This window comes from Streptomyces decoyicus (assembly GCF_019880305.1).
GTDB classification, from domain to species: Bacteria; Actinomycetota; Actinomycetes; order Streptomycetales; family Streptomycetaceae; genus Streptomyces; species Streptomyces decoyicus.
The window spans coordinates 1,148,657-1,168,037 of the sequence record NZ_CP082301.1 but is presented as its reverse complement, the minus strand read 5'-3'; the positions used below and the strand labels follow the sequence as shown (position 1 = coordinate 1,168,037).

21 protein-coding genes and 1 pseudogene are annotated in these 19,381 nt (G+C 70.9%); 19 read left to right on the top strand and 3 right to left on the bottom strand.

Features of this window, described 5'->3' with window-relative positions; translation table 11 throughout:
* Positions 1-7 precede the first annotated feature (7 nt).
* Positions 8-1,468 (top strand): hypothetical protein, encoded by a 1,461-nt coding sequence (locus tag K7C20_RS04960; protein WP_030079657.1) that lies wholly within the window; start codon positions 8-10, stop codon positions 1,466-1,468.
* 13 nt (positions 1,469-1,481) lie between these two features.
* Here the strand turns inward: K7C20_RS04960 and K7C20_RS04955 are convergent, their stop codons facing one another.
* Entirely contained in the window at positions 1,482-2,486 is a 1,005-nt protein-coding gene (locus K7C20_RS04955; protein WP_030079659.1) for a LacI family DNA-binding transcriptional regulator, read from the bottom strand.
* 506 nt (positions 2,487-2,992) lie between these two features.
* Between K7C20_RS04955 and K7C20_RS04950 the strand changes: the two genes are divergently transcribed.
* From K7C20_RS04950 to K7C20_RS04935, 4 genes are all read left to right on the top strand, one after another.
* On the top strand, positions 2,993-3,730 hold the full coding sequence (locus tag K7C20_RS04950) for an SAM-dependent methyltransferase (protein WP_030079661.1): 738 nt from the start codon (positions 2,993-2,995) through the stop codon (positions 3,728-3,730).
* Positions 3,731-4,065: 335 nt separating this feature from the next.
* Positions 4,066-5,469, top strand: a complete 1,404-nt coding sequence (locus K7C20_RS04945) for a zinc ribbon domain-containing protein (protein ID WP_245171602.1) — start codon at positions 4,066-4,068, stop codon at positions 5,467-5,469.
* A 20-nt stretch (positions 5,470-5,489) separates the two neighbouring features.
* Complete coding sequence (locus K7C20_RS04940) at positions 5,490-5,867, top strand: hypothetical protein (RefSeq protein WP_107083479.1); 378 nt, start codon at positions 5,490-5,492, stop codon at positions 5,865-5,867.
* A gap of 58 nt (positions 5,868-5,925) precedes the next feature.
* Positions 5,926-6,630 carry a hypothetical protein gene (locus tag K7C20_RS04935; RefSeq protein ID WP_245171605.1) on the top strand — a complete coding sequence of 235 codons (705 nt, stop codon included), beginning with the start codon at positions 5,926-5,928 and terminating at the stop codon, positions 6,628-6,630.
* 124 nt (positions 6,631-6,754) lie between these two features.
* On the opposite strand, the gene K7C20_RS04930 is transcribed toward K7C20_RS04935, so the two are convergent.
* The gene (locus K7C20_RS04930; RefSeq protein ID WP_053209914.1) at positions 6,755-8,272 is read right to left on the bottom strand and encodes a glutamate synthase subunit beta; all 1,518 of its coding nucleotides are present in this window, start codon (positions 8,270-8,272) and stop codon (positions 6,755-6,757) included.
* Between the two features lie 269 nt (positions 8,273-8,541).
* Here K7C20_RS04930 and K7C20_RS04925 point away from each other — a divergent pair, with 269 nt between their 5' ends.
* From K7C20_RS04925 to K7C20_RS04870, 12 genes are all read left to right on the top strand, one after another.
* Positions 8,542-9,636, top strand: coding sequence for a PP2C family protein-serine/threonine phosphatase (locus tag K7C20_RS04925; RefSeq protein WP_048829229.1), 1,095 nt, complete (start codon positions 8,542-8,544; stop codon positions 9,634-9,636).
* A 223-nt stretch (positions 9,637-9,859) separates the two neighbouring features.
* Entirely contained in the window at positions 9,860-10,315 is a 456-nt protein-coding gene (locus K7C20_RS04920) for an SRPBCC family protein (protein ID WP_030079675.1), read from the top strand.
* Positions 10,316-10,385: 70 nt separating this feature from the next.
* Positions 10,386-12,023, top strand: coding sequence for a phytoene desaturase family protein (locus K7C20_RS04915; RefSeq protein WP_030079677.1), 1,638 nt, complete (start codon positions 10,386-10,388; stop codon positions 12,021-12,023).
* Between the two features lie 441 nt (positions 12,024-12,464).
* Positions 12,465-12,863, top strand: a complete 399-nt coding sequence (locus K7C20_RS04910; protein WP_030079679.1) for a gas vesicle protein GvpO — start codon at positions 12,465-12,467, stop codon at positions 12,861-12,863.
* 86 nt (positions 12,864-12,949) lie between these two features.
* Entirely contained in the window at positions 12,950-13,396 is a 447-nt protein-coding gene (locus tag K7C20_RS04905) for a gas vesicle structural protein GvpA (RefSeq protein ID WP_048829230.1), read from the top strand.
* Between the two features lie 3 nt (positions 13,397-13,399).
* A complete protein-coding gene (locus K7C20_RS04900; RefSeq protein WP_030079684.1) occupies positions 13,400-14,113 on the top strand; it encodes a GvpL/GvpF family gas vesicle protein in 714 nt (237 codons plus the stop codon).
* Positions 14,114-14,122: 9 nt separating this feature from the next.
* Positions 14,123-14,374 carry a gas vesicle protein GvpG gene (locus K7C20_RS04895; protein ID WP_053209915.1) on the top strand — a complete coding sequence of 84 codons (252 nt, stop codon included), beginning with the start codon at positions 14,123-14,125 and terminating at the stop codon, positions 14,372-14,374.
* 111 nt (positions 14,375-14,485) lie between these two features.
* Positions 14,486-14,998 carry a gas vesicle protein gene (locus K7C20_RS04890; RefSeq protein WP_048829209.1) on the top strand — a complete coding sequence of 171 codons (513 nt, stop codon included), beginning with the start codon at positions 14,486-14,488 and terminating at the stop codon, positions 14,996-14,998.
* A complete protein-coding gene (locus tag K7C20_RS04885; protein ID WP_030079690.1) occupies positions 14,995-15,810 on the top strand; it encodes a GvpL/GvpF family gas vesicle protein in 816 nt (271 codons plus the stop codon). The genes K7C20_RS04890 and K7C20_RS04885 overlap by 4 nt, the downstream gene beginning before the upstream one ends.
* Positions 15,807-16,055 carry a gas vesicle protein gene (locus K7C20_RS04880; RefSeq protein ID WP_053209916.1) on the top strand — a complete coding sequence of 83 codons (249 nt, stop codon included), beginning with the start codon at positions 15,807-15,809 and terminating at the stop codon, positions 16,053-16,055. The genes K7C20_RS04885 and K7C20_RS04880 overlap by 4 nt, the downstream gene beginning before the upstream one ends.
* The gene (locus tag K7C20_RS04875) at positions 16,045-16,452 is read left to right on the top strand and encodes a gas vesicle protein K (RefSeq protein ID WP_030079693.1); all 408 of its coding nucleotides are present in this window, start codon (positions 16,045-16,047) and stop codon (positions 16,450-16,452) included. Before K7C20_RS04880 ends, K7C20_RS04875 begins: the two co-directional genes overlap by 11 nt.
* A 17-nt stretch (positions 16,453-16,469) precedes the next feature.
* Complete coding sequence (locus K7C20_RS04870; protein ID WP_078953448.1) at positions 16,470-16,643, top strand: CsbD family protein; 174 nt, start codon at positions 16,470-16,472, stop codon at positions 16,641-16,643.
* 75 nt (positions 16,644-16,718) lie between these two features.
* On the opposite strand, the gene K7C20_RS04865 is transcribed toward K7C20_RS04870, so the two are convergent.
* Complete coding sequence (locus K7C20_RS04865; RefSeq protein ID WP_048829231.1) at positions 16,719-17,255, bottom strand: Dps family protein; 537 nt, start codon at positions 17,253-17,255, stop codon at positions 16,719-16,721.
* A 226-nt stretch (positions 17,256-17,481) separates the two neighbouring features.
* Between K7C20_RS04865 and K7C20_RS38065 the strand changes: the two genes are divergently transcribed.
* Positions 17,482-18,657 (top strand): acyl-CoA dehydrogenase family protein, encoded by a 1,176-nt coding sequence (locus K7C20_RS38065; RefSeq protein ID WP_052414287.1) that lies wholly within the window; start codon positions 17,482-17,484, stop codon positions 18,655-18,657.
* Positions 18,654-19,270: pseudogene (locus K7C20_RS04855) on the top strand (class I SAM-dependent DNA methyltransferase). The gene K7C20_RS38065 and the pseudogene K7C20_RS04855 overlap by 4 nt, the downstream one beginning before the upstream one ends.
* The last annotated feature ends 111 nt before the right edge of the window (positions 19,271-19,381 follow it).

The window sequence follows — 19,381 nt, the reverse complement described above, 5'->3', positions numbered from 1 at the left end:
GGCGGCAATGGACGAACAGCGGGTGCGGCAAGCGGTGGACGCCGTCGTCGGACAGCTCCGGACGTATGTGCCCGACATGGCTCCGTACTTCGAGGACGACCGGCCGCTGGGGGAGTACGCGAAGGCGCTGAGCCCCACCTCCGGTGTCGCTCCCGAGCACGCGGAGCGCCAGGAACTGATCGCGAGGTGCGTACGGCGGGTGCTGCGGCGGGCGTTCGGGCCCGGCGGCCCCGGGGATGCCGTCACGGCCCGTGATCTCCGGGCGGTGAACATCGTCGACCACCACCAGATGCTCAATCATCCGCTGCTCCTGGGCACCAACATCATTGCGAACGCGGGCCGGCTGCTGTCCGACGGACCGGCGGCGCCGATCGTCACGTTGTCGTGCAGCAACGTCAACCCCAGCAACCACTACATGAGAAATGGGTTCCGTTTCCGGGGTGTGGACATCCCCTACTTCTCCGCGAAAGAACACCGGGACGTCATGTACTATCTCCGGCCGCGGGCCTTTGACTTCGTAGAGCGGCTTCACTCGCTCAAGCGCTGGTCCGGTTTCGCGCCCGCCGACCAGGATTTCCTGGAGGAGTACCAGCATCTCCTCAACGGACTTGATCATTCCGCGAGTCCGGGGCACCGCGATCAGCTGGCGACCGTGGTGCACGGGACCTGGCCGCGGCTCTTCTCGGAAGAACTGCGCCCACGCCTCCCGGATTTGCTCTACGCCGGTGCCGAGGATGTGGCCAGGGAAAGCCTGATCGAGTTGCTGGCGGAGGAGAGCTACCTTTCCGAGGCGCTGCTCGACCCCGTACCGCGGCAGCGGGTTCTCGACACCTTTCGCGGGGTGGTGGTCGCCTGGGACGAGGCGGCCGGAAAGGGAACGCATTTCTTCTGGATGCGGCATCCCGGCCGGCCGGGGCTCCTGCGGCTGTACGTGCAAGGCGGCGAGCTGGTGCCGGCCGACCCGCGGTTCGCCCACCTGAGGGTTCCCCTGGAGCGGCACGCCCTGCGCGAGGCGCTGCACCGTGAGGACATCGTGCCCTCGGTGGCGCTGTACATGACCCTGCTGCTGTTCGCGGGCATCAAGCCCCTGGTCGGCCCCGGATCCCTCGTCTACACCACACAGTTGAAGAACGGGTGGCACGCACTGCTGGACCGTCACGGACCGGCGCGGGAGGCCCGGCTCATCGAGGAGGTCGACGTCACCGGCATGATCGCGGGCACCCCGGTGTTCTTCGAAAGGGCGGGGGAGACGCTGACGACGCTCTACGCCGCCGACGTCATGAGCAAGGGCGGGGTGGACGAGACCTATGTGAACAGCGTGCTCCGCACCCCGTTCAAGGACGTCCTCTCCGTCGGGTCCAGCGGCGTCTACGACCTGTTCTCGAACTCCTACATCCCCAAGGAGCAACAGCTCACCGAGCGGATCGGATTCGACGAGGCCGCGACGTTCGTCCACGACTGGGTATGAGCCGGCGGCTGCCTCACACCTGCGGCGCCGGGCCGGTGGAGCCCCGCTCGACGAGGGCGACCGGCAACGGGTCGGGATCCGCCGTCACCCCGCCACGCAGCCCGACCAGCATCCGCATCCCCTGGTCGCCCAGATCCTCCAGCGGAAGACGGACGCTGGTCAGCCCGGGGGTGACCTGGGAGGCGGTGGGGGCGTCGTTGAAGCCGATCACGGAAAGATCCGTGCCGATGGTCAGCCCGAGGCTCATCGCCGCGGAGTAGACGCCGGTCGCCATGTTGTCGTCATCGCAGACGACGGCGGTGGGCCGGTCCGGTGCGGACAGCACCGGCATCATGCGTTCCTTGACCATGGACGGGGCGAAGGGGCATGGGATCCGCTGCGCAATGACGTCGGGCCGGGTGTGAACGCCCAGGTCGAAAGCCTGCGCCCGCTGCTCGAAGGTCCATGCGGGCCGGTCGGCCCGGACATGGGCGATGCGCCGGTGCCCCAGGGCGAGCAGCCGGTTCAAGGCCAGGGCCATGCCCCCGCTGACGTCCATCGTCACAGCCGGGATGCCCGGCGCCGGCGCGTCGTCGAGCACGACCAGGGGCACTCCCGCGCTCACGTCGGCGACCGTCTTCGCGGGCATGGAGCACGCGATGACTCCGTCGAGTGCCTGCTGCGGCGCGGAGAACGGGCTGGTGCCGTCCTCGGCGCTGAGCGGGAAGACCACGAGGCCGAGACCGTGTTCGGCCCCTCGGCGGGCCGCACCCGCATGGACCGCGGCGAAGGCGTTGTTGGTGAGGGTGGGAACGGCGAGCAGGACCGTGCCACTGGCTCCCAGCCGGAGATGGCGGGCCGACTGATTGATGCGATAGCCCATCCGCTGTGCGGTCTCGGTAACGCGTCGCACCGTCTTGTCGCTGATACGACCGCGGCCTTTTCCGTTCAGTACCAGGGAAACCGTCGACTGAGAGACCCCGGCAACACGGGCGACATCCGTCGCGGTAACAGCACGGAAAGGTTCGGTATCGGACATTCAGGAATCTTCTGTTGAGACGGTGTGGAGCTCTTCGCTTATTTCTATCGCACAATCGACGAGAATGTCGCCTGCAGTTGGCACGTTGAGATGTGACGGCAGTTCCACCCGTTCTACAACTTTTGAGGGGTAAAAGAAAGCTGATACCCATCGGCGGAAGGGGCGGGATGCTGAGTCCGCGGAATCCGTCGTGGTGGTTGCCATCATGGTGTATGGCGCATCCGAACCGAGGAAGCCGGGGTCAAGGGTGGACGCCCGACACCCCTTGCATGCCACCGAGTTCGGGCTCGGGTGTTGTGGCACGGCGGGGGGAATCCGCCCGCCGCCAGTCTTCCATCTTCTGCGGTGGGACTTCGGCGAAACTCGCGAAGTCGTGAGTGTGAAGGGCCCGCAGCTGCCCCTGCGCGTACGTCACCCCGGTGCCCTGGCAGGCACGGCGTAAGGCCGTCATCGGTGCCGAGGGAAATCCAGGTGCGGGCACCGTCCGGCGCTGCCATGCTGCGCCGGTGAATCGTGAACAGATCTCCGGGCTGGCCCATGCCGAGCACCCGATAAAGTCCCCGCTCGACGACAACTCCGTGCGCCAACTGCTGGAACGCTGCCTTCCGCGTGGCGACGAGCGGGTGCTCGACCTGGGGTGCGGGGGTGGGGAATGGCTTCTGCGCGCCCTGGCCATGCACCCGCAGTTGGAGGCCGAGGGCGTCGACATCTCCGAGAGCGACCTGGCGCAGGCCCGGCAGGCCGCGGCCCGCCGCGGCGTCCAGGAGCGCCTCGTACTCCACCGGCGAGAAGCCGAACGCTTCACCTCCCCGCACCCGTTCGACCTGGTGCTCAGCGTCGGCGCCGCGCACGCCTTCGGCGGCCTGCTGCCCACCCTGGCGGCGGCACGCAAGCACCTGGCCCCTGGGGGACACGTACTGATCGGCGACGGCTTCTGGGAGCGCGAGCCCTCACCGGAAGCCGTCGAGATGCTCGGGGAGTTCGCGGACCTGGCGACCACGCTGGACCGCGTCGTCGCCGACGGGTGGACTCCTGTGCACGGCCATGTCAGCTCCCGCAGTGAGCTGGACGCCTACGAGTGGGCCTGCTGGGGTTCGCTGGCCGCATGGGCCCTGGACCACCCCGCCGACCCGGACAGCGCGCAGGTGCTCGAGACCGCTGCCACGCGGCGCTCCGAATGGCTCCGCGTCTACCGGGACACCTGGGGCTTCGTCAGCCTGGTCCTGCGTCGAACGTCCCCCTGACCCGGACCGGGCCCGTCGGGCCGTGCGTCTGTTCGTATCGAACTGTAACGGTCCCGCTTCGAAGAGCGACTCCGACGTTTCCTCAGGTCCCCTCGTGGTGCACTTGGTGGACGTGAGGTCGTCTCATGCGCGGGGGAGCGATGACGCATTCGACTGCGTGCCCAGGATGCGGCAGCGGCACAGTTTCGGGGGCCGCGTTCTGCGGCAATTGCGGTGTGGCCGTGGCGGCCGCCGGGCCGGCTGCGACGTCGGCCGAGCCCACCGGCCACTCACCGTCCGCACCGACCGTGTCCATGGCGCCCGTCACCGTAAGTGCCGCCGATCGCCGTACCGCTGTGCCGCGTTGGGGTGAGGGCCGGGACCTGACCAGGTACCTCTGCGCGGCCGCCTATCTGGATCGCGAATACGCCAGGTCGCTCATCAAACAGGTGGCCGCCCAGCCCCACTTGGGTGTGGCGGCGGCCCCGGCGTGCGACGTCCCCGTGGTGCTCCGGCATGCCTACCTGGCCAACGCCCGCCGCCACAGCCGGGATCTGGTGCTCACCGTCCTGTTCCTGCTGGCGTTCGTCTTCGCCTTCTGGGTCGGCCACCCCGGGATCACCCTGCTGGTGCTGCTCCTCTCCTGGGCGACCGTGCTCTCCTTCGAACTCTCGACCAAGTACGGCCGCCATCTGCAAAGCCTCCGCCCGGACCGGTTCGACCCCGCGGCCGCGCCGCTGCCGCTCAATGCCGATGTCGCGGCGCGCCTCCGCCAGATCCGCGAATACGCCGACGGCAACGTCACCGCCTACAGCGGCTATTCACCATTCATCGGGTACGGGTCCGAACTCGACTCGTGGTCTTTGACCTTCGATGTCACGGCATCGAGCAGTCCGGGGGTCAAGCCGCAGGACTTCGACGTGACGGACCTCTACACCCACATCGCCGAGCGGCTCGGCACCCTGGTCCTGCCCTGTCTGGAGATCGAGGAGCGGCTCTTCGTCGACGGCTCGGGCCTCCTGGAGGACACCCGCTTCCTGCCGGACCCGCTCGGCCGGCCCGTCGCCCGGATTCCCTTCGCACAGATGGATGCGCTGAAACGGACGCCGGAGGAGGGTGCCCGCCCCTATCTGGCCGTCCACTCCACGGGCTGGGGCGGTGAGTTGGTCACCTCGCTCTTCCTGCGCTTCATCCGTTCGGAATCCAACCTCTTCGTGGAAGCCGTCCCGACGGTGTTGTTCCCCCTGCTCGACCGCTACCGGGTCATCGACACCCTCATGCCCCGCCCGCCGCTGGGCGAGCTCGTCACGCTGTTTTCGCAGACGCTGGTGAGCACCGTCTTCGTGCTGGTGGCCTCGCCCGTGCGCGCGATCGCGGGCTTCGCCCCCGACTACGGGATGACCTGGCGGGTGCGCCGTCAGGACAAGTTGATCACGAGGCTGCGCAGGTTCGACTACGGGGCGCGGCAGAGCGTGCGCCGGCAGGCGGCGGACACGAAGCACCACCGCTATTTCCAGAAGGCCGACAGCGGCATGGTCCTGAAGACCGTCGAGAAGCGGGTCCTGGACGCGCTCGTCGAGTTCGCCCAAGCACGGGACATCGACGTGGGCGATCTGGTCCAGCGTCAGGAGACGATCATCAACAACGGCATCATCGCGGCCCACGGGGCCAGGGTGGATTCCAGCTCGGTCGCCTCCGGTGAGAGGTCCCGGATCTCGATGAGAGTGCTCAACAAGATCCCGCTGCTGAACACGGACTGATAACCGAGAAGGAATGAGGAATGGGAATGCAGAGCAACAACGGGATCACCGCGACCGGCGGTTCGAACGTCGTCGGCAACGCCGTTGCCAGCGGCAGGAACGCGCAGGCCGAGGTCAGGGACAGCGGGCTGACCCAGTCCGACGGCGGACGGCAGCGGTCGCCCCAGGAGATCGGCGAGCTGCTCTCCCGGCTGATCGACGAGCTCGGCCGGTCCGAGCACCCCGAGCGCGCCGACCTGATCGAGGCCGCGGAGGATGCCCGCGAGGAGCTCGCCTCGGAGGCGCCGCGCAAGGGCAAGCTCAAGGTGTTCGCCAGGGCGCTCGTGGGCGCGGTGCCGGGGTTCACCGCGCTGGCCTCCCTGGCGGTGGCGATCGAAGAGGCGATCCGGGGGCTGTAACCGGGCCGACGCGAAGGCCAGGTGCGAGAGACATGAGGGATGTCGGGGGGAGATGACCATGCCGGTCTGTATTCACTGCGGCGCGCGCTTCGAGGATGCCGCCGCGGCCTCCTGTACGGGCTGCGGAATGCCGCGCCGCGGCGGGCCCGAGGACACCGGTCAGCCCCCCGGCGTCACCGGGTACGGCTACGTCCGTGTGGGGTCCACCATCCTCCCGCAGTGGCTGCTGTGGGTGATGGCGGCCCTGCTCGCCGGTGGCGGCGTGACGGCCTACGTCCTCGCCTCGTCCTCCGAGTCCTCCGGGCCGCCGTACGAGGCGGTCGGCGGTGCCCCGTCGACCACCCCGACCCCGAGCTGGGACCTGGCTTCCGCGCCGCCCACCGACGTCGCTTCGGTGCCACCGACCGATATCGGGTCCGTGCCGCCGACCGACGATGTCTCCCCCGACACAGCGGACCCCTCGCCGTCTCCCGACGACGCGAGCGCGATCGTCGAGGAGTTCTACCGGGACATCAACAACCGTGATTTCAGCGCGGCTTGGGACCTCGGCGGCAGGAACATCGGCGGCAACTCCTACGCGAAGTGGGTGGCGGGCTACGACACGACGGCGAGCATCGAACTGAGCGCGGTGAACGCCGAGAGCACGGGGCAGGTCAGCGCCGTCGTCCACGCGACCCAGAGCGACGGATCGGTGCGGCTGTACCAGGGGACCTACACGGTGTCCGACGGCGAGATCGTCAGCGCCGACATCTCCGAGCGGTGACCTCCGCGGGCCGTCCCAGCGGCTCGCCGCCCTCCTGCCGCCCTTTCCTGCTGCATTCTCGCCGGGCGCCCGCGTTCAGCTCGGTGCGCAGGACCTCGTGGAGCGGCAGCCGCGGGCCGTGGGGTCATGCCACCAGGGGCCGGTCCCTGGGACCGACCGGGGCGGGGAGCGCGGTGGAACCGGTCAGATAACGGTCCGTGGCCGCCGCGGTGGCCCGCCCCTCCGCGATGGCCCACACCACGAGCGACTGGCCGCGCCCCGCGTCGCCCGTGACGAAGACCCCGTCCTGCCCGGTGCGCAGCGCCTGCCTGCCCCGCTCGGCCGGCGCCGCCGTCACGGCAGCGAAGTCGGCGTCCCGGGCAAAGTTCCCCCGCTCGTCCAGCGTGAGCCCGAGCTGGTGCATCAGACCGGTGCCCCGTTCGGGACCGGAGAAGCCGAGAGCGAGCAGGACCAGCTCCGCCGGGATCACCCGCTCGGTATCCGGCCGTGGCTTCCTGGCCGTGGGCTCCACCTCCGTCAGACACAGCGCGCGCACCTGGCCGGCTGCGCTCCCTTCGAACCGGAGGGTGGCGGAGGAGAAGAGCCTCGGATCCGTGCCCTCCCGGCCCCGGGCCTCTTCATGGGCATGGGAGATCCGGTAGACCTTCGGATAGACGGGCCAGGGCTCGGCCTCCTGCCGGTCGTCGCCCGGCTCCGGATTGATGTCCAGCTGCACCACGGAGGCCGCGCCCTGGCGCAGGGCGGTGCCCAGGCAGTCCGAGCCGGTGTCCCCGCCACCGATGATCACCACGTGCCGGCCCTCGGCCGTGACGGGGGGCGCGGCGTAGTCGCCCTCCACGACCCGGTTGGCCAGCGGCAGGTAGTCCATGGCCTGATGGATGCCGTGCAGTTCGCGGCCGGGGACCGAAAGCTCCCGCTGCTCGGTGGCTCCGACGGCGATGACCACCGCGTCGTAACGCCGTCTGAGGTCGGCTGCGTCGAGATCACCGCCGACGTCCACGCCCGTGCGGAACTTGGTGCCCTCCGCCCGCATCTGCTCGATGCGGCGGTCCAGACACCGTTTGTCCATCTTGAACGAGGGGATGCCGTAGCGCAGCAGCCCGCCGATGCGGTCGGCGCGTTCGTAGACGGCGACGGTGTGGCCGGTACGGGTGAGCTGTTGGGCCGCCGCCAGCCCGGCGGGCCCGGAGCCTATGACGGCGACGGTCTTCCCGCTGAGCCGCTGCGGCGGGTGCGGTGACGCGTACCCGCGCTCCCAGATCTGGTCGGCGATGGCCTGCTCGACGTTCTTGATCGTCACCGGATCGGCATTGAGGGCCAGCACGCAGGCGGCTTCGCACGGTGCCGGGCACAGCCGCCCGGTGAACTCGGGGAAGTTGTTCGTCGCATGCAGCCGCTCGGCCGCGGCCCGCCAGTCGCCCCGCGCCGCGTACGCGTTCCACTCGGGGATGAGGTTCCCCAGCGGACAGCCGTTGTGGCAGAACGGTATGCCGCAGTCCATACAGCGGTCGGCCTGCTCGGACACCAGCGGCAGCAGCGTCTGCCCCTCGTAGACCTCGTGCCAGTCGTTCAGCCGTTCCTCGACAGGGCGGGCCGGGACCGGCCGGCGGGGGAACTTGAGAAAGCCGTGAGGATCGGTCATACGCCGCCTCCATCGCTCACTCGCGGCGCAATACGGCGGTCCTGGTCAGCCTACGCCTGCTTGGTGCGGCTTTCATCGGCCGGCGGACTCACGGGGGGTGTGGTGCCAGGGGGTGCGGTGGGCGCATCCGGCCCACAGGGCGTATATGTGAATCCATTGGGACGCACCGGCATGGAGGGCGAGGCCCACCTGCGGTGACTCCGTTCCCTTCCGTGTCGCGAGGGCGGCCCGGCAGCAGGAGAGGCACGGTGAAGAGCTTGCGGCCCAGGCTGGCGAGGGTGTCGTGGATGCTCGCGGCGCTCGCCCTCCTGGCCGGTGTCCTGCTGAATCTCTTCGCGCCCCAGCCGTACATGGGGCTTCCGCTGCTGGCAGCCGCACCGCTGGTGGCCGGGGCCATGCTCCCGTTCCGCTCCGCGCTCATCGTCGTGTGTGTCGTCTGCGTGGTGTCCGTGGCGCTGGATCTCGAGCGTGGACGTCCGCCGACGCCACTGTATGTCGACCTGGCCGTGGTCGGCCTGATCGGCGTGCTGGCACTCGCGGTCAACCGGCTCCTGGTCCGGCAAGGGCGTGACCTGGCACTCGCCAGGAACATCGCGGAGGCGGTCCAGCGGGCGGTGCTCCCGGACCCGCCGCGGGAGGTCGGGCCGCTGGCGGTGGCTGCCGGGTACATCGCGGCGCAGGCCGAGGCGCGGATCGGCGGGGATCTGTATGCGGTGCAGGAGACACCGTTCGGGGTGCGAATGATCATCGGGGATGTGCGGGGCAAGGGCATGGGGGCCGTCGCCGCCGTGTCGGTCGCGATCGGGGCCTTCCGTCAGGAGGCCGAGTACGCCCCCACACTGGCCACGCTGGTCCAGCGGCTGGACGAGGCGCTGGCCAGGGAGGCGGCCCGGAGCGGCCCGGTGCCCTCCACCGAGGGCTTCACCACCGCCGTGCTGGCCGAGGTCTCCGCCGACGGCGGGACGCTGAGCCTGGTCAACCGGGGGCATCCGCCGCCGTACCTGGTCCACGGTGGGCAGCTCGTACGGCTCGACCCGACCCTGCCGCAGCTGCCCCTCGGCATGGGACTGGGGGACCTCGCCCCGGCCGGCTCCACGCCCGTCGATGTGGTGCGCCTGCCCCCGGGAGCCTCGCTTCTGCTGGTCACCGACGGAGTCACCGAGGCCAGGGACGCACAGGGGACCTTCTACGATCCGGCTGCCTCCCGCCGCATGGGCAGACGGTTCACCGAACCGGACGCCCTGCTGGAGGCCCTGACCAAGGACGTCGGCCGCTGGACCGGGGACAACTACCGGGACGACATGGCCCTCCTGGCCGTCACCCGGCGTCGCCTGCCTTCGCGCCCGCCGCCCCGGAACGGGTAGCGCCCCGAGGCGAGCGCCGGCCGGTAACGGGACGCAGTGAGAGGGGATTTGGCCTCCGTGCCGCACGGGGGAGGCGCGGACCGTCGCCCCGGCAGACGGAAGGAAAGTGATCCCCGGCACCCGGCGCAGCGCCACCGCCCCCGCGCCGGGAGGCCGAGCCCAGGGGCGCGCTCTACGCTGGTGGGGAGGCCACGACCGACGTGCGGTGAGGCGGTGGAGGCGTGTGGCGATACGGCACCAGCTGATCGAGCGGTCTCCCGAGGAGCTGTGGGCGGTACTTGCCGACGGCTCCCGGTACCAGGACTGGGTGGTCGGCACGGCCGACTCGCGGCCCGTGGCCGGCAACTGGCCGGAGGTCGGTTCCGTGATCGAGTACATGGTGCGATTGGGGCCCTGGGAGCTCTGCGGGCACACCGTCGTGCGCCGCAGCGACCCGCCCCATGGACTCGAACTCGAGGTGGACAGCGGCCGGCTGGGCACCGCCCGGGTCGCCATCGAGGTGCGCCGCTGGGGCCCGGATTGCCTGGTCATCGTCGATGAACACCCGCTGCGGGGTCCGGGCGGACGACTGCACAACGCGGGCCTCGACATCCTGCTGCAACTGCGCCACCGCAGCATGCTGAGCAGGCTTGCCGACGTGGCCGAGGAGGTTCCGCGCGGCGTGCGTACGGGCGCCTGACCGCCGCCCCGTCCGGGCCCGTCGACGCCACGGCCGGGTGCACGGGCGGCAGGGTGAACAGGAGGCAGCGATGCCGGACGCGGTGGTGATCGGTGCCGGACCCAACGGACTTGTCGCGGCGAACCTGCTGGCCGACGCCGGGTGGACGGTGGAGGTGCTGGAGGCACAGGACGAGCCGGGCGGCGCGGTGCGCAGCGACCGCGGGGTACACCCCGACTACGTCAACGACCTGTGCAGCTCCTTCTACCCGCTGGCCGCCGCCTCCCCGGTTCTCGCGTCCCTCGGCCTGCACGAACACGGCCTCGTCTGGAGCCATGCGCCACGGGTGCTGGCGCATCCGCTGACGGACGGCCGCTGTGCGGTGCTGGAGCGCGGCGTCGCCGGTACGGCGGCCGGGCTGGAGGCCTTCGGTACGGGCGACGGCGCGGCCTGGCAGCGGCTGTGCGCCCTCTGGGACCGGGTCGGCAGCGACCTCCTCGACGCCCTGTTCACCCCCTTCCCGCCGCTGCGTGCCACGGCCCGGCTCGCCGCGCGGGTGCGCGGTGCCGGCGGGCTGCGGCTGGCGCGCATGCTGCTGCTGCCCGTGCGGCGGCTGGGCGATGAGGAATTCAGCGGCGAGGCGGGCCGGCTGCTGCTGGCGGGCAACGCCCTGCATGCCGACCTCGTCCCCGAGGCGGCGGGCAGCGGCGGTTTCGGCTGGCTGATGTCGATGCTCGGCCAGACCTACGGCTTTCCCGTACCGGCCGGCGGCGCCCAGACGCTCACCGCGGCCCTGGTGCGGCGGCTTCAGCGTCGCGGCGGTGTGCTGCGCTGCGGGGAGCGGGTCGACGAGATCGTCGTACGCTCCGGGCGCGCGGTGGCGGTGCGCACCGCGATCGGCGAGGTCGTACCGGCCCGCCGCGCCGTGCTGGCGGATGTGTCCGTGCCCGCCCTGTACGGCCGGCTGGTCGACGCCCGGCACCTGCCCGGACGTGTCCTGGCCGACCTACGGCGCTTCCAATGGGACTTCGCGACCTTCAAGGTGGACTGGGCGCTCGGCGGCCCGGTGCCGTGGACCGCCGGGGCCGCGGCCACCGCCGGCACCGTGCATCTGGCCGACGGCAGGGACGAACTCACCCGCTTCGCCGCCCAGATCGCCACGGGCCGGGTGCCCGACCGGCCCTTTGCCCTGTTCGGTCAGATGACCACCGCGGACGCCACCCGCTCCCCGGCCGGCACCGAGTCCGCCTGGGCCTACACCCACGTACCCCACCGGATCCGGGGGGACGCGGGGGAGGACGGCATCACCGGGTCCTGGAACCAGGGGGAGCAGGAAGCCATGGCCGACCGGCTGGAGGCGCAGGTCGAGCGCTTCGCCCCGGGCTTCCGCTCCCGGATCAGGGCGCGCCGGATCCTCGCCCCGCCCACGCTGGAGGCCATGGACGCCAATCTGCACGGCGGCGCCGTCAACGGCGGTACGGCCGCCCTCCACCAGGAGCTGGTGTTCCGTCCGCTGCCTGGCCTCGGACGCCCGGAAACCCCGGTCACGGGCCTCTATCTGGCCTCGGCCGGGGCACATCCGGGCGGTGGCGTGCACGGCGCCCCCGGCGCCAACGCGGCCCGCGCGGCACTGCGTGCCCGCTCGCCCAGCGGCGTCCTGAGCCGGGCGCAGCGGGTGCTGGGCCGCCGTGACGCCCAGGTGCGGGATCCGGCGGAGCGGGCGTGGTGAGCGGGCCGCGGGCGGGCGTGCCGGGCCGGTGTCGCGCTGCCGTATGCGTCATCAACTCGCCCTGTACTGATGCAAGCTGATAGCGCGTCAGTTGCGGCGCGCGTTCCACTCCGGTGCGGGGCCAAGTCACTATGTCACCATGCCCGTTACTGTGGGTCGACGGGGCGTGACGGATGGCGACGGTGGCGGCGACGGCGGGCCCGTTGCCGAAAGCAGGCCGTGTGGCAGCAAGGTGCGCCGTCCACGGCGTGGTCTCCCTCCCGGGACGGCCCCGACGTTACGCCGCCGACCGGGCCGCGGCACTCGCTGCCGGGCCGCCGGTGCCGCTGTGACCAGGCCTGAACGGCTCAAGATGCGCTCAGCTCAGGCCGTATATCATGTAGTGGCGCCTCTTTTGAAGTGGCGCGGGCAGCATGTCGCCTCCGATTCCGGAGAGAGAGCATGGCCGCAGACGAAGAGGACGAGACCGGAGAAGTCCGGCGTCCGTCCGGTAAGAAAACCGCCAAGAGGACCGCCAAGAAGACCAGCAGCGTTCGGGCCGGCAACCGCGAGAGCGAAAGCGAAACGGAGCGCGCGGCCCGCCGCGTTTCGGCACCGCGTGCGATGCGGTACGCGGCCGAGCAGCTCAAGGAGCTGTTGGGCCGGGCTCCCGACTCCGTCTCCTCGGTACAGCCGACGGAGAACGGCTGGCAGGCGGATGTCGAAGTCCTGGAGCTGGAGCGGGTCCCCGGGACCACCAGCGTCATGGCGACGTACCGCGTGGTGCTGGACAAGGAGGGCGAACTGGTGGCGTACGAGCGCACCCGCCGCTACACCCGAGGCCAGATCGACCGGCGCTAAGACTCGGGTTGCACGGCAGACCGTTCGCCAGGCGAACGACACGGCTCACCCCGCACAGCCCGGGTGAGCCGGTGAAGGGAGGCACCGTGACTGTGGTGCCGCAAGGCGGAGGAGCCGTCGCCACCGGCGGCGGTGGGGGCTCCGGAAATCTCTACGACATCCTCGATCTGATTCTGGACCGCGGGCTGGTCATCGACGTCTTCGTGCGCGTGTCGTTGGTGGGTATCGAAATCCTCAAGATCGATGCCCGCATCGTCGTGGCGAGCGTCGACACCTACCTGCGCTTCGCCGAGGCCTGTAACCGCCTCGACCTGGAGGAGGGGCGCAAGGCGCCCTCCCAGCTGACCGACATCGTCGGCGAGGTCACCGAAGGCGGTTCGCACGGCAAGGCAAAAGGCGCCCTGTCCGGGGCTGCGGAAGCAGTGACCGATGCCCTCAAGGGCGGCGAGGAGGAGCACGAGGAGAGGCACAAGGAGCCCGCCGAGCGGGGCGAGCGGCCGGCTCGCCGGCCGGCCCGGCGCCGAAAGGAGTGAGCGATGTCCGTCTACGTCTACTCCATTGTCGCGACCACCCATCCGCAAGGCCTGGAGGGCCTGGACGGTGTGGGGAACCCGCCGTCCACCCTGCGCACGGTACAGAGCAAGGAGCTCTCCGCCGTCGTCAGCGACGCTCCCGAGGAGCTGCGTCCCAAACGCCGCGACCTCGCCGCCCACCAGGCCGTCCAGGAACGGCTGATGGCCGACGGCACGGTCCTGCCCCTGCAGTTCGGCTTCACGACCACCGACGACGAGGCCGTACGCGCCGTGTTGAAGGAGCGTGCGGAGGAATTCACCGAGCGGCTGGAGGCGCTGGAGGGCTGCGCCGAGTACCACCTGAAGGCGGCACAGGACGAGGACGCGATGCTGCGGCAGATCCTTCAGGAGTCGGACGAGGCCCGCGCGCTCAACGAACAGATCAGAAGCGGCACCGGCAGTCCGGATCTGCCGATGGCCCTCGGTGAACTGGTCGCCCAGGAAGTGGAGGCACGGCAGCAACAGCTCGCCTCCGTGGTTCTCGATGCGCTGCGCGGGTTCGCGCGGGAGGAGAGCGCGTCGCAGGCGACCGGGAACGACTTCCTGAGCGTGTCCTTCCTCGTGGGGCGGGACAACGAGAAGAGCTTCATCGCCGCGGAGCAGGATCTCGCCAAGGAGCTGGGGGAGGACTTCGACCTCCGGCTGCTCGGGCCACTGCCCGCCTACAGCTTCGTCTAGGGAGCCATCATGGGCCTGTTGAGCCAACTCGCCACCCTTCCGCTGGCACCCGTGCGCGGCGTGGCCTGGGTCATGGAGCGCACCTTGGAGGCCGCGGAGAACGAGTACTACGACCCCGAACCCATCGAGCGGGAACTCGCCGAGCTGGAGCGGTCGCTGCTGGCGGGCGACATCGACGAGGAGACGTTCGACCGCCGCGAGGACGAACTGCTGGACCGGCTGGAGGAGATCAGGGCCCATGTCCAGGGCACCGACACCTGACCGGGGCGGCCAACGCGGCGACGGGGCGCGGTCACGCGCTCCGCGCGCCGCCCTGCCCGCATACCAGGGAATCGAGGTGCACAGGACGTGAACGAACCCGTCGCCAGGAGGATGGGCGACTACCCGTCCCGGGCCGGCCCGTACAGCGGCCAGGGCTCCTCGGCCAACCTTGCCGACATCCTGGAGCGGGTTCTGGACAAGGGCATCGTCATCGCGGGCGACATCCAGATCAACCTGCTGGACATCGAACTGCTCACCATCAAGTTGCGCCTGCTGATCGCCTCGGTGGACAAGGCCAAGGAGATGGGCATCGACTGGTGGGAGCACGACCCCTCGCTCTCCTCCCGTGCTTCCGAGGGGTCCCGCTCGCTCCGCGAGGAGAACAGGCGGCTGCGCGCCGAGATCGAGGCGCTGCGCGAGGGCGAGGAGCTGCCACGGGCGGAGGACGAGGAGGAGGACGAGGACGTATATGAGGAAGCGAACGAGGAAGCGGACGAGGAGGAGGCCCCTCCCGCCGCCGCCCGCCGTCCTTCACATACCTCTCGTACCTCACGCCCCGCACGCACGGCGCGTACCAAACGAGCCGAGCCCGGCCCCCGTAGGAAGCGACGGGACGAGCCATGACCGAGGCCATCACCTACGCCTATGCCGTCGCGCAGGACGCCGAGGGCTCCCTGGAGGAGGCGCTGTCCGGTCTGCCGGGAGTCGCGGACGGGCCGGTGCATCTGGTGCGCGCAGGACACCGCGGCGAGGTGGTGGTCGCCGTGGGCCCGGTGCCCGAGCAGGACTTCGAGGAGAACGCACTGCGCGCGCACTTGGAGGACCTGGACTGGCTGGAGTCGGTGGCCCGCGCCCACCACCGGGTGATCGAGGCGCTGGCCGCCCGTACCACCGTCCTGCCGCTGCGCCTGGCGACGGTGTATCTGGACGACGAACGGGTGCGGCAGATGCTCGATGCGCGTCAGGAGGCCTTCGCCGAGCGGCTGTCCGTCCTGGCCGCCCACACGGAGTGGGGCGTCAAGATCTATGTCGAGGCGCCCGCGGCCACCGACAGACCGGCCGCCCCACCGTCGGATGCGGACCTCAGCCCCGGACGGGCGTACCTCAGCCACCGCAAGGCGCAGCGGCACGCCCGTGAAGACGCCTACCGGGAAGCCGAACAGGTCGCCCAGCGCGTCGAGGCCGCGGCCCGCAGCTATGCGGTCGACCGGGTCCAGCACCGGGTGCAGCAGGGCGAACTCGCCCGCGGCCCCGGCGAGAACGTCATCAACGACGCCTACCTCGTGCCGCTGGAGTACGGCGAAAGCTTCCGCGCCGACGTGCTGCGGAGCGCCGAAGGGCTGCCCGGGGTACGCGTCGAGGTCACCGGGCCCTGGGCCCCGTACTCCTTCGCCACGCCTCCCGAAGCCGAACCGCTGAAGCGAGCCGCCCCGTGAGGCCCGCGGGCGGGCCGCCGGCACGGGCGGACGAGCCCCTGCCGGACCGGCAGATCGCACTGATCGATCTGCTGGACCGGTTGCTCAGCGGTGGCGTGGTCCTCACCGGTGATGTGGTGCTCTCCATCGCCGACATCGACCTCGTACGCATCTCCCTGCGTGCGCTGATCGTCTCCATCAGCGAAAAGAACCCCTCCCCGTGGCACGCCACCGCACCCCTGGGCCGGGACGACGATGACCGCTGACGAGCCGCGGCCCGGCAACCGCTTCGACGATGTCGCCGACGCGGCCGCCCGCGCCTTCCGTCTGCTGCCCGCCGCACCGCAGGACGTCCCGTACCCGGCGGGTGCGGAAACGCGTCCGGCGGCGCACCGGGTCAGCACCGATCCCGACACGGTGGAGCGGGACCTGATCAAACTCGTCCTCACCCTCGTGGAGCTGCTGCGCCAGCTCATGGAACGCCAGGCGCTGCAACGGGTCGACGCCGGGGACCTCACCGAGGAACAGGAGGAGCGCCTCGGAGCGACGCTGATGATTCTCCACAACCGCATGGTCGAACTCTGCGCTCAATACGACCTTTCGATGCAGGACCTGAATTTGGATCTCGGGCCGCTCGGGACGCTGCTGCCACCCGCCGAATGACCCCGAAGGAGCACGACATGAGCATCGGGAAGAAGACCAGGAACATCGGCCATATCGTCGAGGGAAAGGCCAAGGAAACGACCGGGAGGGCTCTCGGCAACAAAGGCCTGCAACGGAGAGGCAGGGCGGAACAGGCCCTGGGCAAAATGCGGCAGGCGGTGGAAAAGGGCAAGGACACGTTCCGGCACTGACCGCTGCGGCCCCGCCGCCGCACCTCGTGCGACGGCGGGGCCGTGCCCATGGGGCGCAGTGCGCCCCGGTGCGGCTCAGGGCTGACGGCGCGCCTGGTCGACGGCCGCGCGGCCGGCCGCGGACTCCCCGTCGGCGGAGCCGGTGCTGAGCTTGCCGCCGGCGCTCTCCAGATGCGCCCGGACGAACCACTGGAACAGTTCCAGCGAGCGCAGATGCTCGATCAGCAGGTCCTGGGTCACCGGATCGGTTCCCTCGGTGGCGGCCACCGCCGCTCGGTGGTCCTCGATGATCCCCGAGTAGACGACGTCCAGCGCACCCAGGTGCTCGATCGCCTGCGCCCGTCCGACGGAGTAGTCCTCCCAGGTCCGCTCGGCGGCCAGGGCGCCCGGCGTACCCGTCGGGGAGCCGCCGAGCGTCGCGATGCGTTCCGCGGTGGCGTCGACCATGGAGCGGACGGCCTCGACCTGCGGGTCGAGCATTTCGTGGACGGCGATGAAGTGCGGCCCCACGACGTTCCAGTGCACATGTTTGAGGGTCAGGGCCAGGTCATTGAGTGCATGCAGCCGCAGCCGCAGAGAATCGATGACCTTTCCTCCTTCGGCCTCGGTCATGCCGGGAACGGTGTACTGGGGGGAATTGCTCGCGGCCACGATGAAATCTCCTTTCACCACAGTCAGCTCTTCCTGTGGTGAAAAGCCGCGTGCCCGGCAACTCCGTCCGGAAACACGCACCCACCCGTGGATTTCTGTCCGCTCCGCCGGCCGGCTTTCCGAAGTGCGAGGTGGGCGCAGCTCACCGCAGACTACTGAGGCGAGCGGACCACGGTGAGGAGCGGATGTGACGACCGATGCGACCTGCTCCGCCGGTGCGGGCTCCCACCCCGGCCAAGCCGCGGGCCCGCCGAGCCCGGCCGAACTGTGCCATGCGGTCGCCCGGCGGTTCACCACACTGGTCGACCGCGGAGCCCTGCGCCTGCCGTACCCCGGCGAGGGACGCACCCGCGAGCGTTTCCGTGCGCTCGCCGCTCTCGGCCGCGAAGACCTCTCGCTGGCCCGTTTGGCCGAGGGGCAAACCGACGCGCTCGCCATCCTCCACGAGCTGGACGGCCCGCCGCCCCGGCCCGGTGAACGGTGGGGCGTATGGGCCGCCCAGCCTCCCGGCCCCGGCCTGAGCGCCACCGACGAGGGCGGTGGCTGGCGGATCGACGGCGTCAAGCCGTACTGCTCCGGAGCGCACAGCTGCACCCATGCGCTGGTGACGGCCGACAGCGACCAGGGGCGCCGGCTGTTCGCCGTGCGCGTGAGCGGCCAGGAGGTCGCCCCGGTGCCCGGCACCTGGCAGGCGGTCGGCATGGCCGGCAGTGACACCCCCGACGTCACCTTCACCGGCGTGCCGGCGACCCCCGTCGGCGACATCGGGGGCTATCTGCGGCGCCCCGGCTTCCAGCACGGCGGCATCGGGGTCGCGGCCTGCTGGCTGGGAGGCGCGCGGGCCGTGGCCGGCGCGCTGACGGCCGAGGCCGGACGGCGGCCGCTGGACGCGCACGCCGCCGCGCACCTGGGCGAGGCGGACGTCCAGCTGCATGCCGCCGAGTCGGTGCTGGAGCGCGCCGCGGACGAGATCGACCACGACCCCTACGACCGGCTCGGCGGTGCGCGGGTCCGCAGTCTGCGGGTGCGCGCCCTGGTGGAGAAGGTCTGCACGGACGTCATGAGCCATGTCGGCCGGGCCACCGGCGCGGAACCGCTGTGCCACGACGCCCGGCACGCAAGGGCGGTGGCCGATCTCACCGTCTGGATGTGGCACTGGGCGCGCCCCGCCGACCCGCGCGTTCCCTGGGACCGTGCCGCCCGTATCGCGCTGCCGGTGGACGCGGCGGCGCGCAAGGCCTCGGCAGTCGAGCGGTTCCGCAGCCAGATCCACCCCCTGGGCGAAGGGGAGGGGAACGCCGCGATCCTGCCGCCGGAAGAACTCGCCCACCACACCCGGCCGTTCGAGGTGGTCTTCCGGTGAGCACGCCACCGGGCTACTTCGCCGCCCTGTACGCCGGCGCGGCCGATCCCTGGGACCTTGCCGGACGCTGGTACGAGCAGCGCAAATACGCCCTCACCGTCGCCTCTCTGCCCCGGCGGCGGTACCGCGCGGCATTCGAACCCGGCTGCTCCGTCGGCGTGCTGCCGCCCGGCTCGCGGACCGCTGCGACCACCTGCTCGCCACCGACCGGGTGCCCTCGGCCGTCGCCGGCGCCGCAGAACGCACCCGCGCTCTGCCGCATGTCGAGGTCCGCCGCCTCACCATCCCCGACGAGTGGCCGGACGGCACCTTCGACCTGGTCGTACTCTCCGAAATCCTCTACTACTTCGACGACCCGGCGCTGGACGACGTCCTCACCCGCACCCTCGACAGCCTGGAGCCCGGCGGCACCCTCGTGGCCGTGCACGGGAACCACCCTGTCGCCGAGCACCGCCGCACCGGCGGCGCACTCGCCCCCGTCCTTGCCGCACTCCCCGGCCTGCGGCTGCTGACCGACCTCCGCGACGTCGACTTCACCCTCCAGACCTTCTGGCGCCGGCACCCCGACGGAAGCGCACCCCCCTCTCCCGCGGCGCAAGAAGGCCTGGTGTGAACGCCTCCCACGCCTCCCACGCCGCTTGCGCCTCCGACGATGCGCACCCGGCCGCGATCGCTTCCTCCAGCAACTCGCCCTCGACATCGCCCCCTCGGCGGACGTGCCCGG